At 58.6% G+C, this 15,380-nt stretch carries 11 protein-coding genes; 8 read left to right on the top strand and 3 right to left on the bottom strand.

The features are described 5' to 3' along the window. The first annotated feature begins 33 nt into the window (after positions 1–33). From J0M27_RS04640 to J0M27_RS04625, 4 genes are read left to right on the top strand one after another with little or no spacing between them, the layout of a single operon-like run. Positions 34–195 carry an SDR family oxidoreductase gene (locus J0M27_RS04640; RefSeq protein WP_294987936.1) on the top strand — a complete coding sequence of 54 codons (162 nt, stop codon included), beginning with the start codon at positions 34–36 and terminating at the stop codon, positions 193–195. After that, on the top strand, positions 195–638 hold the full coding sequence (locus J0M27_RS04635) for a DUF3429 domain-containing protein (RefSeq protein ID WP_294987934.1): 444 nt from the start codon (positions 195–197) through the stop codon (positions 636–638). The genes J0M27_RS04640 and J0M27_RS04635 overlap by 1 nt, the downstream gene beginning before the upstream one ends. Before the next feature lie 10 nt (positions 639–648). Next, positions 649–984 carry a hypothetical protein gene (locus J0M27_RS04630; protein WP_294987932.1) on the top strand — a complete coding sequence of 112 codons (336 nt, stop codon included), beginning with the start codon at positions 649–651 and terminating at the stop codon, positions 982–984. After that, the gene (locus J0M27_RS04625) at positions 975–1,361 is read left to right on the top strand and encodes a DUF393 domain-containing protein (protein WP_294987930.1); all 387 of its coding nucleotides are present in this window, start codon (positions 975–977) and stop codon (positions 1,359–1,361) included. Before J0M27_RS04630 ends, J0M27_RS04625 begins: the two co-directional genes overlap by 10 nt. A 189-nt stretch (positions 1,362–1,550) precedes the next feature. Here J0M27_RS04625 and J0M27_RS04620 read toward each other — a convergent pair whose 3' ends face one another. Then, the gene (locus tag J0M27_RS04620; protein ID WP_294987928.1) at positions 1,551–2,711 is read right to left on the bottom strand and encodes an ATP-binding protein; all 1,161 of its coding nucleotides are present in this window, start codon (positions 2,709–2,711) and stop codon (positions 1,551–1,553) included. Positions 2,712–2,844: 133 nt separating this feature from the next. Beyond that, positions 2,845–3,696, bottom strand: coding sequence for a methylmalonyl-CoA mutase family protein (locus J0M27_RS04615; protein ID WP_294987926.1), 852 nt, complete (start codon positions 3,694–3,696; stop codon positions 2,845–2,847). 80 nt (positions 3,697–3,776) lie between these two features. On the opposite strand from J0M27_RS04615, the gene J0M27_RS04610 reads away from it, so the two are divergent. Beyond that, complete coding sequence (locus tag J0M27_RS04610) at positions 3,777–8,669, top strand: hypothetical protein (RefSeq protein ID WP_294987924.1); 4,893 nt, start codon at positions 3,777–3,779, stop codon at positions 8,667–8,669. After that, on the top strand, positions 8,666–10,240 hold the full coding sequence (locus tag J0M27_RS04605; RefSeq protein ID WP_294987922.1) for a metallophosphoesterase: 1,575 nt from the start codon (positions 8,666–8,668) through the stop codon (positions 10,238–10,240). Before J0M27_RS04610 ends, J0M27_RS04605 begins: the two co-directional genes overlap by 4 nt. A 62-nt stretch (positions 10,241–10,302) precedes the next feature. Here the strand turns inward: J0M27_RS04605 and icmF are convergent, their stop codons facing one another. Then, positions 10,303–13,572 carry a fused isobutyryl-CoA mutase/GTPase IcmF gene (gene icmF / locus J0M27_RS04600; RefSeq protein ID WP_294987920.1) on the bottom strand — a complete coding sequence of 1,090 codons (3,270 nt, stop codon included), beginning with the start codon at positions 13,570–13,572 and terminating at the stop codon, positions 10,303–10,305. Positions 13,573–13,672: 100 nt separating this feature from the next. Here icmF and J0M27_RS04595 point away from each other — a divergent pair, with 100 nt between their 5' ends. Then, positions 13,673–14,725, top strand: a complete 1,053-nt coding sequence (locus J0M27_RS04595; protein ID WP_294987918.1) for an AraC family transcriptional regulator — start codon at positions 13,673–13,675, stop codon at positions 14,723–14,725. A gap of 60 nt (positions 14,726–14,785) precedes the next feature. After that, positions 14,786–15,217: a hemerythrin domain-containing protein gene (locus J0M27_RS04590; protein ID WP_294987917.1), complete on the top strand. Its 432-nt coding sequence runs from the start codon at positions 14,786–14,788 to the stop codon at positions 15,215–15,217. The last annotated feature ends 163 nt before the right edge of the window (positions 15,218–15,380 follow it).

The raw sequence follows: 15,380 nt of genomic DNA, 5'->3' as shown, positions 1-15,380 counted from the left end.
GCGTCTTCCCGACTTCATCCTGATTGCCAGACCATGCCCACGATAATGATCACCTGCGCCAGCGGCGGCCTCGGCAGCGCCGCCGAACTCGCCGCTTTGATGGCCTGGCTGCTCTCCCCCGCCGCGACGCGCGTCACTGGGCAGGTCTGGTCCCTGGACGGCGGCTTCTCGACCATCCGCCCCCCGGTGAAATGATGGCCGCCGCCCTCCCCCGACGCCTGGCGTGGCTTGGATACGGCGGTCTGCTGCCATTCATCGCCACAGCCGCGGGCAGCGCAGCAGGTAGCCACCATGATCCGCTCTGGCTCGATATCCAGCACGCCTACGGCGCCGTGATCCTTAGCTACGTCGGTGCCTTGCACTGGGGAGCCGCCATGCTGGCGCGGGACCTCGACGAAGCGCAACGCGACGCTCGCTACCTGTGGAGCGTGATGCCGGCGCTGATCGCGTGGCCGGCGCTGCTGCTGACGGGCTGGACAGCCAGCATCTTGCTGGTCGTCGGTTTCCTGCTCCATTACTGGCAGGACAGGCGCCTCGTGCGGCACTGTGCCCTGCCCGCCTGGTATCTGCCGCTGCGTGGCCGGCTCACCGGCATCGCCTGTGTCTGCATGATCATCAGTCCGGCACTGAGTCATTGAGGAAATGCCGATGAAACTCTTCAACCGTCTGCCCGGTTTCACCCCTGCCACGCCAGGGCTGGAGCGCAGGGTGCTGCGGGCCTTGCCCACCGCACTCTGGGCGGGCTCCCTGCTGCTTTGCCTGCCCTCGATTGCCATCCGCGCCTGGAGTTGGCTCACTGGCGCCCCGGCAGACACGCCGCCGCTGATGATGGTCGATATCTATGTCGCAAGCGCCATCATCCTGCACTGGACGGCGCTGTTCACCGCAGCGATCGCCGCCTTCATCGTCATGATCATGAAGGGCCCGGCCTTTGTCGCCGATGCCTATCCCCTTATTGAGAGCGACACGCCGCAATGCAGATGATGACCATCTTCTTCGACGGGGCCTGTCCGCTGTGCGCGGCGGAAATCCATATGCTCGCGGCACGCAACCGGCGTCGGCTGCTGAAGTTCGTCGACCTCGGCGAGCCGGGAACCGAACTGCCCTGCAACATCGTCTGCGCCCGGGCCATGGACAACATCCATGGCGTGCTCGAGGACGGAAGCACCATCGTCGGCGTTCCCGTATTCGCCGAAGCCTATCGTCGCGCCGACCTGCCGGCCCTGGCTTGGCTGCTGTCGCGGCCGTGGCTGCGCTGGCTGCTGGACCCGGCCTACGCCCTCTTTGCCCGTCATCGGGGAAAGATATCCGCTGTGCTCGGGCCACCGCTGTTGCGTTTCGCGAAGTACGCCTGGCGGTGAGAAATCCAGCCGGGATCCGCTGCAACCAGACCCAAAGGCTTACACACTCCGCCTGTACTGTCCCCCGCCCAGATACAGAGCGTTCGAGATCGGCCCAAGGGAGCAGCAGCGCGCGGCTTCCATCATTACGGCGAAGACGTTGCCGCTATCGTTCAGCGCCTGCTTCCGCCTGGCCAGACGGGCAAAGCTTCAGGGAACATTCGGCGTTCGGCACAGATTGCCCGCGGGAAAAGCCGTGATTCCCTCGGCCAGTGGCCAGGGCGGCTCGCTGCCGTGGCAGACGACGTAGAGGTGATCGAGCTTCAGCACCTCGCGCGCCGAACGCATGGATGGCGTGACGGCCGGCGAGCGCGTCAGCTTGACCTCGAAGCCGATGCGATCCGTCCCGCGCAGGATCAGCAGGTCCAGCTCGCCGCCGGTATGCACGCCCCAGAACCACGCGCCGTCGCGGCCGACGCCGGACCGACGGGCGAGTTCGAGGACGATCAGCCCTTCCCAGGAGGCGCCGCACTTGGGATGGGCAAGCAGGGCTTCGTGCGTGCCGATGCCGAGCAGGCTGTGCAGCAATCCGCTATCGGCAATGTAAACCTTGGGCGCCTTGATTTCGCGCTTGCCGACGTTGGCATGCCAAGGCCGCAAGCGTCGGACCACGAAAGTGCCCTCCAGCACATCCAGCCAGCGCGTCACGGTCTTGTCGGTGACGCCCATCGCGCGCGCCAGCTCGCTGCCATTCCAGGTTTGTCCGTGGCAATGGGCAAGCATGGTCCAGAAGCGCCGCATGGTCGCGGCCGGCAGCGCAAAGCCGAGTTGCGCCAGATCGCGTTCAAGGTAAGTGCGGATCAGCGCGCCGCGCCATTCGGCGCTGGCCGCATCGGTAGCCGCCAGTAGCGCCCGTGGAAAGCCACCGCGCAGCCAGCGCGCATCCAGGCCGCCGACGCCGATCTCGTCGAGACCAAAGCCTTCGAGATCGTGAAACCCGATCCGGCCGGCCAGCGATTCGGCGGACTGGCGCATCAGCTCGGGTGATGCGCTACCGAGAATCAGGAAACGTGCCGGACAGTCGGGCCGGTCCGCCAGCACGCGCAGCAGCGGAAATAAATCCGGCCGCCACTGGATCTCGTCGAGCACGACCAGGCCGCGCAGAGGGCGCAGAACGAATGCGGGATCGGCGAGCCGCGCCAGATGATCCGGGTCCTCCAGGTCGAACAGCGTGGCCGGACCATCCCAGCGTTCCGCGAGCTGCCTGGCCAGCGTGGTTTTGCCCACCTGGCGCGGCCCGAGCAGGGCCATGACGGGGAAGTCGGCGAGGCGGCGACGAAGCTGATCGAGATGCGTGGAACGGAAATCCATGGCCGGATACTACCATGAATATTCGGAGTCTGATTCCGATATTTCATCCATTACCCGAAGCTTCGGCGCCCCGCCCTCGGCCATGGCCGCCGTGCCCCCAGCGCCGACTCTCAGTCCGGCGGGATCACCCGGATCACATGCTGCGCCGGTACTGCCCGCCCACCAGATACAGAGCATTGCTGATCTGCCCCAGCGAGCAGTGGCGCACGGCTTCCATCATCACGGCGAAGACGTTGGTGTTATCGATCACGGCCTGCCGCAGTTTCGCCAGCGAGGCCTCGGCTTGGCCGGCGTTGCGCTTCTGGAAATCGGCCAGGCGCTTCAACTGCGACTGCTTTTCGCCCTCGGTCGAGCGCGCCAGCTCGATTTCGCTGGCCACGCCGGAGCCGTGCGGGTTGAGGAAGGTATTGACGCCGATGATGGGATAGGAGCCGTCGTGCTTCTTGTGCTCGTAGTGCATCGACTCTTCCTGGATTTTGCCGCGCTGGTAGCCTGTTTCCATGGCGCCGAGCACTCCGCCCCTTGAGGCGATGGCCTCGAATTCCTTGAGCACGGCCTCCTCGACGAGGTCGGTCAGTTCTTCCATGACGAAGGCGCCCTGGTTCGGGTTCTCGTTCTTCGCCACGCCCCATTCGCGGTTGATGATCAGCTGGATGGCCATGGCGCGGCGCACGGATTCCTCGGTCGGCGTGGTGATCGCCTCGTCGTAGGCGTTGGTGTGCAGGCTGTTGCAGTTGTCGTAGATGGCGATCAGGGCCTGCAGCGTGGTGCGGATGTCGTTGAAGTCCATCTCCTGCGCATGGAGCGAGCGGCCGGAAGTCTGGATGTGGTACTTGAGCTTCTGGCTGCGCTCGTTGGCGCCGTACTTGTTCTTCATCGCCACGGCCCAGATGCGGCGCGCGACGCGGCCGATCACCGAATATTCCGGGTCCATGCCGTTGCTGAAGAAGAAGCTGAGGTTGGGCGCGAAGTCGTCGATGTGCATGCCGCGAGCAAATACGACATGCTATTCTATTGACACAGAATATCTGGCCATTTGCCATAGATTCCGAGAGATGTAAGTCGTTGTTCTCGCTAGTTGCTTTGGTATCCATCCCCCGACCCATCAATCTTTCTGCCGAGGCGCCTTTGTCTCCTCTTAAGCTACCGCACTCCTTTCGAGATCGATGGTTCTCTGTCTACTTCGGCAAGGAAATCCAAGACTATCTTTCTACGGCCGGTCCCGAGATAGAGATCGATCTGTCCGCATGCGAGTGGATTGATCCCATTCCCGCAATGGCGATGCTCTGCAATTTATGTCTATGGGCAAATCGGCATATTGACAACAACCCGAAGATCTCCGTGAATCTCGGAGAGGCATCTACTCGGTCAAAGGACGTTTCGAAGTCCCGTGCGCGGTTGTATCTCGCTTCCCACGGATTTCTTAGAAGTATTGCTAACGTTTGCCAATCTACTACGTTCCAATTTCAAAGCAGCCTTGATGGCTACGACCGCGAGTTTCGTTTGTCATCGATTCGAAGACTCGAGGAGGCGGTGAGCATGACTGCAGGTTGCAACCTGCTATACGGTGTCGACCCCGGAATACCACCGACGCTATTGATGTCAGGAAAGAGTGCCGCTGAAGTCGCATCGTTCGTTGATGATGCGATAAGGTCTATGGATACGAAGCTGTTTAGTGGCCGACAATCTGAATTTATGTATCGTGATAGCGCGCTTGTTAGGGTCCGACAAGTCGCCACCGAGGTTCTGCTAAATGCGTCTGAGCATGCATATCCAGTTGGGCCTCCTGGTCCAATCTGCATCTATGCCCGTCTTCGTCAGCACGGCGATCACTTGGCAGATGAGGACAAAGAAAGTACCTCCGCTTGTCCGCTTGTAGACCACATCCACGAAGTGACCAGTGGAAAATATATCGAACTCTTTGTTTGCGATGTTGGAGTCGGACTTTGCCATCACTCTGCGGACTGGGCCGCCTCAAGCTCAGATAAGAGCTTACGGAAACGGATCGAAAGCGCCCAGCGCGGCAACCGAAAGGTCAAGATCGGCCGATTGGTCTCGCTCGTCTTCCGAGAACCAGTATCTCGTCACAAACGAGATTTCGGCGCTGGCACTCGCGATCGCAGTAACGTAACTGGTCTTCGGCACGTCAATACTGTATTGACTAAACAGAGCGACCGATCACGATTGTTTGTTTCGCCTATATGGAACTCTGGGCGCCATCCGCGACCATCCACCGGCTACGACCATACTTCGCCAGAGCATTTCGCTCCAATTTTCCCTGAAGGAAGCCATCCCACAGGTACATATTTTCACTTTGCACTAGAAGTATCGCACTCGGCACTTTCGCTCGAAGGTTGGCTGACGCCGTCATCATCCCAGGGAAATGTTCCTTTTTGTTCTCTATTACGCGAAGTGTTCGCCGATTCGGTCACCACTTCTGGCACGCTACCCGTATTCGATCTCGCGGCATATTTGGCGCAAGATGATCCCAGTCCAGAGCTAACCTTGGCGCAAATCGCCCAAGCATTTGAGCAAAAAGCCCAAACATCTACGAGCACTTTGGTCATTAGGATGTCTCGTGATTTTCGGAAGAATTTGACGGATGCGCTAGTTGATAGGTGGCTTTCGATTTGTTCCAATAATGAGACCGCTACTACCCTCGCATTTTGTGATTTAAGTCGCGCCCAAGCAATTTTACTTTCCGAACACATCCAATCCCTTGTGCCTAATGGCAATACCTTCGGTACGCGCAATCCGAAGCGAATTCTGATTGTCTCGGAAGACCTAATTTCTCTGACACTACAACTTAGGGCGTCTGAGCGTTCTAGGGCTTGCTTTAAACCCATGGGGCGACATGACCTCGACATGGTTGCTCAGGTTGCACGTGCGCTTCGAGAAACTGATTCCGACGCCTTTTGGCAAAGAGCGGATAACCTAGATGTCCCTCTGCTGCTAAAGGATGTCTCTTGGAGTACCGCGCTCGACGGCGGCAACGCTAGCGTCCTTCCGATTTACTTGGACTATTCCCTCGCCGTTCAACACCGAGAGTTAGCAAAGATCGTCAGGCGGGCATTGCGCCGTGCGCTAGCCGCTTTCCCAGGTCACATAGCTCTTCCAATCGACGAGTTGATTAGGCCCGATTTGGCTGATGCGTCACGCTGGATGGAGAGGTCTCCAATCGATAGTGCAACGCCGAAATGCTTCGTTATTAGTTCAGTGGTTACAGGCTCTACGGTCACCCGCGAGGCGCGCTATCGTGGTATTCCGAGCGCCGTATTGGCTTGCTTCATTGCGCCAACCAATCCGTCAATGCCCCTCGACGAGCAACGATTTCGGTATTTCTCGGCGTTGCGCTGGACTCCCAAATCAGTACCGCAAAGATCTCCCAGCCCGTACGCCTGGGAACGCATTCCTGGTACACCCTTTGTCCGGCCCTTGAAGCCTGATTGTGAATCTGAACAAACCAAGATTTCGCTAATTCGTCCCGTATCACGTGTAATCGAAGACAGAGGAGCTGATGAGCATCGGCAACCATCAGTATCAGAGTCCTATCACGAATGGCACCGGGATCAGTTGCTGAAGATTGGCCATTGGAACATCGAACGTCGGCACGACCTCGTCGAAATTAATCATCTGAATGCACTTCAAACGTCAGCGGTTTCAGGCAAAGGCTTCTACGAATGGCTTGCGAACCAACTCAGCGAGCGGGCGAAGGGCGCTGCATTTCCAATGCTCGTATATCCTCCAGGCAGATTGAACGCAATCATGGTGCGCCATCTGTTCAAGATGAGGGACCTGAATGGAAATAGGCGACTAGATGATCGTTGGCGCGCAATTCCAATTAGCTATCTCCCTGACATTGGGGATGGACTAAAGCAAATCACTCAGCTCGCCGAACAGCATATCCGTGAGACTAAAGGCGCGATCGGTGGAACAGTGTTCTTCTTGGATATTGGATACGTCGGCAATCGTACTTTTCGACATACTCAGCGACAGTTGCTTGCGCTCGGCGTGGAGAAGGTTGTTGGGTTCGGCTTACTAAACCGTACCAGTGCTCCGGCACTTACTGAGTCCTCAACAGACAATCAAATTCAGTGCTATTGGCGACTAGATGTTCCATCGTTGGACGACCAGCGTTCTTGTCCGATTTGTAGCGGATTGCGTGCAATAGATGCGCTGTGGGAACGCACCAATAGATTTCAACCTATGATTCGCCAACAGGTAGAAAAGATCTACGAAGACTGGGCGCTTGCCGATCCGGGACAACAATGGGAGGAACACGGGCTAATCCCACTTAGGCTGCCGAAGCCAATATCGAAGAAGTTTGGATTTCGGATTCGTCCAAACGAGCCTGTTGTCAATAGAGAACAGGTAGCCCAGCGATCGCTGATATCAGATGACGGAAAGCCTACGCTGAGCGATCCAGAGCCACGCCAAACATGGTGGGAAAGGGATCAAGTCCTAAATTGGAACTATATTTGGCTCCGAGATAGTGCCCAAGCAACCGCCTATGGAATCGAGATTGCGAGGACACTTTGTACCCCTACTTATCCGTTGCGTCTGGCTCGCGAATTCGCGGAGGAACAGGATTCAGGAAAGGATACGTTTGCAGGCATCGCGATTGCTATAGAGGTGCTGGGAAGCTATCTTCTTTTGAGCTCTCATGAAATCCCTGTCGCAGTAAAGGAATCTGCAGGTGTTCAGCTCCTCCGTTATCTGGCGATGCTGGAGTCGGCGACTTCCGATTTTATTGCTGAGGTTTCCGCCGATCGGCTATCTCGTCTTCGTGGCCTAACTTCGCTTGCTTTGATAAACCTCGATGGTCCGACTAAGCGACTGTTGCTGGATGAGATATTGAACCTGGTGACTTCCACACGTTTTATCAATGATGAAACCCGCATCGCGCTTATGACCGTACTTTTGGAATCAGCAGATGAAGGCTCGCAAACCAATGATCTCAACGCACCGTTCAAAGATCGTATTCGAGAACTATTGAAATCTGATCATATTAAGAACTCCGATGCTGCAAACATAGTTCGTTCGAATTATTGGGCACTGACACTTAGCGAACACACCCTGGCTGAACAGTTCCGCCACGCCCTGCGATTTTTCGGAGCTGGCATTGCACATGGCGACTGCATGGATCGGTTAAAGGATGCTGAAAGTTGGGCCGGCGATCAACCGATCCCTAGTTGGGCTTTGTGTCGCACGACTCTGCAAACAGCGCTTTCGATGATTTGCCGTGGGGCATCGTCTAGCTTCGCAGTGCAAACAAGCGACGTTGTGCCGGGCGAACTATTCAATGCGCTTTGCACCATTAGCCCAGAGGACTTGCAAATGCTTCGGGCAATGAGTACTCGGAATGTCGGTGAGCGAACATCTACAGAAGTAAGAAACGCTATTGATCTTGTTGTTCGCATCAGAGAATCATTTCAGAGTTCGATGACCCGTTTTGAGAACACTTCTCCCGCAAATGGCTTTAGCAGTATGTTGAGCCGGATTAAGACTACTGTGCTAAGGACCGCTGCGGAACGAGTTAATGAAGTTGCTATCGCCGTCGGCCACAGGAAGTACTGCCAGGCAGAGGGGGCGCGTTATCTCCTGTTTGGTACTGAACTTGACGTACTGCTTGATCGCCTAGTCAAGGACGCCCTTCGCAATGCGCCAACTAGCCGAATTGATATTCCGCCGTGGCTCCAGTCGGCCGGGATTTCTATTCAGGCGCGTGCAAATATTATTCTGATAGGCAGTTCCAATGGAACAATACTATTGAGCGTGTGGAACTGCGGACGCGAAACTTCCGATGAGGACGCCTTTATACGTCAGCAAGACAGCCTCGCAATAGTCCATAGCACTTTAGGGACTCAAATTCGACGAAGGGTCAAACCAGATCAGAACAATCGAAAGTGGTTCTGTACAGAGGTTCAGTTCTCATGGGTGTTGGGAGGAAAGTCATGACAAAGCACGGGGTAAGTGTTCTTATCATCGATGATGAACGTGAAAGAACAGAGATCTATCGCGATTTTTTCGCGAGGCTTTCTGCAGATTCGAAACTATATTATTCAGTTTCTCCATTAGTTCCAGAAAGCCCAAGTGAAGCACTTTCGATACTCGATTCAAGGGCTCCTTGCCTTGTAATTCTTGACGTTGTCCTCACTGGCGAGTGGCTTACCAATTCGTCATTGATCTATTCTCGCATTCGAGCTCTCGGATATCCGATAGTTCTGCTAAGTGGCAGATTTGAGGAGCAAGGAGCAGACCACAAGGCTACGTCGGTGTTGGCCGAACTAAAGTCAATTCCCAAGCTCGGATTCTTGCCTTATACGTCGTCTATTAGAAGTCACGTTAGAAGCGTCGCGGGCACCGAGGTCGAACGGCTTCCAGACGACACATTAGGAATGTGGAACTATATGCTTGCGGAAGCGCTTGGGCATGCAACAAACTGGAGTCCTGCACGCGAAGGTGAAGTTGGCTTTCTCCATATAACTGATACGCACTTCGGCCCCGACGTCGCACCAGACTACTTAAACGTTTTTGCAATAGGGAATGGGGCTCATGATCATAACGGTAGCTTGCTCCACGCTGACGTTGTGCTATGGACCGGCGATATCACAGATAACGGCTATCCCCACGAATTCGAACTTGCTTTTCAGTTTGCAAGAGACTTGCAGGAAGCTGACTTTGTAACTAAGCCTTGTCTATTCTCGATTGCTCCGGGAAACCATGATTGTTGCTGGCCACTCGCCTTATCAAGTAGGCTTCAACGAATTGAAAAGCCTGCCAAACGCGGTAATAAAGCCCAAGATACCAATTCAGGCAACTGGGAGTGGCAGCTTTCAGATTCGACAGTTAACGAAGAATTGTGGAGCTTTAGCCTAACTCCATATCAACGGTTCTATTCACAGCTGATAGGTGAATCAATTGACAGGAAGACATTCAATTGGCGCCCACATTGGAAACAGATTGGGTTCGCGATCTTGGAATTGCCTATCGAAGGGCACCTCGTACTGAACCGAAAAAATCAAGACCCAATGCCATCACCGTTTGTTTCTGACCAAGACTTCAAATCCACAACAAACCAGGCACTGGCAGAAATTAGCAAGTCGCACCTCGATCCTAGCGTTTGCATACTCGTGTTAATTCATGGTCGTGACCCAGACGATCAACAGAACACAGGTAGGTGGAACGATTTTCTTGTGCAACTTGGCCGAATGGGAAATCCACTCATCGTCTTGGGAGGACATGAACATCTCAACGATCATGCCTACAACGCAAACAGGCTTACCGTGATAGGTTCTCCATTTGACTCAAGCAAAGTCGAAAGTGGTCGCACTTTGCCAAGCGTAAGGTTTATGAAGCTATCCAATTTGCTACAGACCAAGTTGACCTGCGACATCACATCCCTTGAGAAGTACGCAGGCGATGGGAATGCGACAGAGTGGAGACAAGGGGCGTTTCGACGCTTTGAAATTAACCCGGTCAATCGACATTGGCAGGATATGACGAACACCAAGTCATCTGCCTCCTAGCGACCGAAGCGGCAAGTACTTATCACTTTGGTATTGTCCCAATAGAATCCCAATTGCCCTTTTTACATCGACCGCCGATACTGCCCGCCCACCTCGTAAAGCGCATTGCTGATTTGCCCCAGCGAGCAATGCCGCACCGCTTCCATCATCACGGCAAACACGTTCGTGTTGCCGATGACCGCCTGCTTCAGCTTCGCAATGCAGGCGTCGGCTTGGCCGGCGTTGCGCTGCTGGAAATCCGCCAGCCGCTTCAACTGCGACTGCTTTTCGTCCTCGGTCGAGCGCGCCAGCTCGATCTCGCTGGCGACGCCCGAGCCGTGCGGATTGAGGAAGGTATTGACGCCGATGATGGGGTAGGAGCCGTCGTGCTTCTTGTGCTCGTAGTGCATCGACTCTTCCTGGATCTTGCCGCGCTGGTAGCCGGTCTCCATGGCGCCGAGCACGCCGCCGCGGCTGGCGATGGCCTCGAATTCCTTGAGCACGGCCTCCTCGACCAGGTCGGTCAGCTCTTCCATGACGAAGGCGCCCTGGTTGGGGTTCTCGTTCTTGGCCACGCCCCACTCGCGGTTGATGATGAGCTGGATGGCCATCGCGCGCCTTACCGATTCCTCGGTCGGCGTGGTGATCGCTTCGTCGTAGGCGTTGGTGTGCAGGCTGTTGCAATTGTCGTAGATGGCGATCAGCGCCTGCAGCGTGGTGCGGATGTCGTTGAAGTCCATCTCCTGCGCGTGCAGGCTGCGGCCGGAGGTCTGGATGTGGTACTTGAGCTTCTGGCTGCGCTCGTTGGCGCCGTACTTGTTCTTCATCGCCACGGCCCAGATGCGGCGCGCGACTCGGCCGATCACGGAATACTCCGGGTCCATGCCGTTGCTGAAGAAGAAGGAGAGATTCGGCGCGAAGTCGTCGATGTGCATGCCGCGCGCAAGGTAAGTCTCGACGTAGGTGAAGCCGTTGGCCAGCGTGAAGGCGAGCTGGCTGATCGGGTTGGCGCCGGCTTCGGCGATGTGGTAGCCGGAGATCGACACCGAGTAGAAATTGCGGATCTGGTTGTGCACGAAGAACTCGGCGATGTCGCCCATCATCTTCAGCGCGAACTCGGTGCTGAAGATGCAGGTGTTCTGGCCCTGGTCCTCCTTGAGGATGTCGGCCTGTACCGTGCCGCGCACGGATGAGAGCGTCCATTCGCGGATCTTCTCGGCTTCGTCCTCGGTCGGCTGGCGGCCGTTGTCGCTGACGAACTTGCCGAGCTGCTGGTCGATCGCCGCATTGAGGAACATGGCCAGGATCATCGGCGCCGGGCCGTTGATGGTCATCGACACGGAGGTCGCCGGATCGCACAGGTCGAAGCCCGAGTACAGCACCTTGAGGTCGTCCAGCGTGGCGATCGAGACGCCGGAGTTGCCGATCTTGCCGTAGATGTCCGGGCGCGGATCGGGGTCGCAGCCGTAGAGCGTGACCGAATCGAAGGCCGTCGACAAACGCTTGGCCGGCATGCCTTCGGAAACCTTGAGGAAGCGCTTGTTGGTGCGGAAGGCGTCGCCCTCGCCGGCGAACATGCGCGTCGGGTCTTCGTTCTCGCGCTTGAAGGCGAACACGCCGGCGGTGTAGGGGAAGGAGCCGGGCACGTTCTCGCGCATCAGGAACTTGAGCAGTTCGCCCTCGTCGTCGAAGCGCGGCAGCACCACCTTGCGGATCTTGGTGCCGGACAGCGTCTCGCTCACCAGGCCGGTGCGGATTTCCTTGTCGCGGATTTTCACCACGTATTCGTCGCCGGCATAGGCCTTCTTCATGTCCGGCCACATCGCCAGCAGCTTCCTCGCATGTGGCGTGAGCTGGCCGTCCTTCCAGGCGATCAATTCGTCGAAATCGTTCGCATTCTTCTTGCAGCCCTCGAAAATCGCCTTCGCCGTCTGCAGCGACTGCCGCTCGCGCGCCAGCAAGGCCTGCTCGACGATGTGCTTGTGGTAGCCGCGCAGGGTGTCCGCGATTTCGGCGAGATACCTGACACGGTCAGCCGGCACGATGGCCCGGCCGGCCGAGGAAGCCTTGACGCTGACAACCGGCAATCGGCTTTTGGCAAACTTCAAGCCTCGCTCGGCGAGCTTCGGCACCAAGGCCTGGTAGAGCGCGGTGACGCCGTCGTCGTTGAAACGCGCCGCCATGGTGCCGAACACCGGCATGGCCTCGGGCTTCTCGCCGAATTTCTCGCGGTTGCGCTGGTACTGCTTGCGCACGTCGCGCAGCGCATCCTCTGCGCCCTTGCGGTCGAACTTGTTGATGGCGACGAAGTCGGCGAAGTCGAGCATGTCGATCTTCTCCAGTTGCGAGGCGGCGCCGAACTCGGGGGTCATGACGTAGAGCGAAACGTCGACCAGCGGCACGATCGCGGCGTCGCCTTGGCCGATGCCGGAGGTCTCGACCACGATCAGGTCGAAGCCGGCCACCTTGCAGGCGGCGATCACGTCGGGCAGGGCCTTGGAGATTTCCGAGCCTGTATCGCGCGTGGCCAGCGAACGCATGTAGATATTTGGATGCTGGATCGCGTTCATGCGGATGCGGTCGCCCAGCAGCGCGCCGCCGGTGCGCTTGCGCGAGGGGTCGATGGAGATCACGGCGATCTTCTGCGCATCGTCCTGGTCGAGGCGGAAGCGGCGGATCAGCTCGTCGGTCAGCGAGGACTTGCCGGCGCCGCCGGTGCCGGTGATGCCAAGAGTCGGCGCTGGCGACACGGCGGCTTTTTCGATCAGCGCCTTCTTCGCCTTCTCCGGCCAGGCGCCGTTTTCCAGCGCGGTGATGATCTGCGCCAGATTCCCCAGGCGCTCGGCGCGGTCGGCGACTTCCAGCGCCTTGAGCTCCTGCGGCGCACGTTTGCTCAGATCGTGGTCGCAGCGCTGCACCATGTCGTTGATCATGCCCTGCAGGCCCATCTTCTGGCCGTCCTCGACCGAATACAGATGGGCAACGCCGTAATCGTGCAACTCCTTCATCTCCGCCGGCACGATGACGCCGCCGCCGCCGCCGAAGACCTTGATGTTCTCGCCGCCTCGCTGCCTGAGCAGGTCGATCATGTACTTGAAGAACTCGACGTGGCCGCCCTGGTAGGACGACACCGCGATGCCCTGCGCATCTTCCTGCAGGGCGGCGTTGACGATCTCGTCCACGGAACGGTTGTGGCCGAGATGGATCACCTCGGCGCCGGTTGCCTGCAGGATGCGCCGCATGATGTTGATCGAGGCGTCATGGCCGTCGAACAGCGAGGTGGCGGTGACGAAGCGAACCTTGTGCCTGGGCTTGTAGGGCACCAGCTTGGCGGCGATGCTGAGATCGGTCATGGCACGGCTCCTCGGAAAGGCGGCAGAACCCGAATGATAGGCAAGGCCGCCTTGGTCCGCCATGACACAAAACGACGATAACTATGCATAATCTGCCATCATGGCCAAGACAGGACAAGCACGCCAAGCCGCCGCCGGCAGTTCGCCGACGGTCGCCATCGGCTTCGTAACCGGCATCCTGTCGGGAACAGCGCGCGCCGGGCTGAGTCCGGCGCAACTCCTGGAACATGCAGGAATTGCCAAAGACTTGCTCCATGACCGCACCGCCCGCATCCCCGTGGCGCGTTATGCCGCCCTCTACCGCCTGATCAACGATAGCCTTGACGACGAGGGCTTCGCGCTGTTCTCGCGCCCCCTGCACCGCGGCAGCTTCGAGTTTCTCTGTCGCGCCGTGCTGTCGGCGCCGACTCTCGGGCTCGCCCTGGAACGCATCGCGCGCTACCTCCATGTCGTACTCGATGACCTGGCCGTCGAGGTCGAAAAAAGCGGCCGTGCCGCCGTCATCGTCATCAGCGAGGAACAGCCGCTGCCGGTTGGTTTCGCCGGGCGCGTGTTTGCCTACGAATGGCTGCTGCGCATGATCCACGGCCTTGCCGCCTGGTTGGTGGGCCACCCGCTGCCGCTGGACGAGGTCAGCTTCCCCTACCCGCCGCCGCTGCATGTGGCCGACTACGAGCTGGTCTTCGCGCCGCGCCATACCTTCGATGCGCCACGCCTGGAGGCGCGCTTTCCGGCCGAATGGCTGGCGCTGCCGGTGCGCCGCGACGAGGCGGCGCTGACGCGCTTTCTCGCCGACGCGCCGGCCAGCATCACCACCCTGTACCGCCGCGACCGCGCGCTGGCCCTGCGCGTGCGCGAACACCTGCGCGCCGCCCTGCCCGAGCACCTCGCGCTGCCGGCACTGGCCAAACGCCTGTTCCTCTCGCCGCGCAGCCTGCATCGACGGCTGGAAGACGAAGGCACCAGTTTCCGCGCCATCAAGGACGGCCTGCGCCGCGAGCTGGCCATCGAATGGCTGACCAAGACGTCGCGGCCGCTGGGCCGCATCGGCGCCGACCTCGGCTTTGCCGACGCCGCCGCCTTCTATCGCGCCTTCAGCGCCTGGACCGGCAGTGGCCCGCGCGAGTACCGGCGGCGCTTCGCTGCTGCCTGATTGGCATATTTCGGGCGCGACGATGTTAGGATGCCGCTTCCCCAGCCCGCTCCAACCGACGTGACGACTCCTAACGGCAAGACCCTGCCCGCCAACTTCGAGATCGGCATCGCCGAACTCGATGCCCAGCACAAGCGCCTGCACGCGCTGCTGGAGCGGCTGCGCGTGGCGGTGGGCAAGCACTACGGCTACGCCACCAACGCCATCCTCGACGAACTGGCGATTGAAACGCGCATCCATTTCGCCGTCGAGGAAAGCCTGATGCGCATGCTTTCCTTTCCCGACGTCGAGACCCATGTCATCGAACACCAGAGCCTGACCCAGCAACTGGAAAGATTCCGCAAACGCGCCCAGGACTTCGAGGTCGCGGACGAACTGGCGGCCTTCACCCTGCAATGGCTGAACGAGCACGTCGATCGCTTCGACCGCGAATTCGTCGAGCACTTCCTGCGCGCCGGCGTGAGCGCCACGGCCGCGCCCCGCCAGAACTGAGCGCGCGGCAGCGATGCCGCGGCAGGACGGCGTAAACGCCCGGCTCATCGCCATGAACCCCCGCTGCTGACGCACGACTTTTTGGCCGCACGGACGGCGGTGCGATGCCAGCCCGGGTGTGCGCACCCCCGGAAAATGTTCCTGCCGCCTGTAAGCAAGCCGC

This window comes from Sulfuritalea sp., assembly GCF_017302275.1.
Classification (GTDB): domain Bacteria; phylum Pseudomonadota; class Gammaproteobacteria; order Burkholderiales; family Rhodocyclaceae; genus Sulfuritalea.
This window is presented reverse-complemented; position numbering and strand designations above follow the sequence as displayed.

Excerpts from the sequence above, each read along its gene's own strand:
- J0M27_RS04640 (WP_294987936.1), top strand. The coding sequence starts at position 34 with ATGCCCACGATAATGATCACCTGCGCCAGCGGCGGCCTCGGCAGCGCC.
- J0M27_RS04635 (WP_294987934.1), top strand. The coding sequence starts at position 195 with ATGGCCGCCGCCCTCCCCCGACGCCTGGCGTGGCTTGGATACGGCGGT.
- J0M27_RS04630 (WP_294987932.1), top strand. The coding sequence starts at position 649 with ATGAAACTCTTCAACCGTCTGCCCGGTTTCACCCCTGCCACGCCAGGG.
- J0M27_RS04625 (WP_294987930.1), top strand. The coding sequence starts at position 975 with ATGCAGATGATGACCATCTTCTTCGACGGGGCCTGTCCGCTGTGCGCG.
- J0M27_RS04620 (WP_294987928.1), bottom strand. The coding sequence starts at position 2,711 with ATGGATTTCCGTTCCACGCATCTCGATCAGCTTCGTCGCCGCCTCGCC.
- J0M27_RS04615 (WP_294987926.1), bottom strand. The coding sequence starts at position 3,696 with ATGCACATCGACGACTTCGCGCCCAACCTCAGCTTCTTCTTCAGCAAC.
- J0M27_RS04605 (WP_294987922.1), top strand. The coding sequence starts at position 8,666 with ATGACAAAGCACGGGGTAAGTGTTCTTATCATCGATGATGAACGTGAA.
- icmF (WP_294987920.1), bottom strand. The coding sequence starts at position 13,572 with ATGACCGATCTCAGCATCGCCGCCAAGCTGGTGCCCTACAAGCCCAGG.
- J0M27_RS04595 (WP_294987918.1), top strand. The coding sequence starts at position 13,673 with ATGGCCAAGACAGGACAAGCACGCCAAGCCGCCGCCGGCAGTTCGCCG.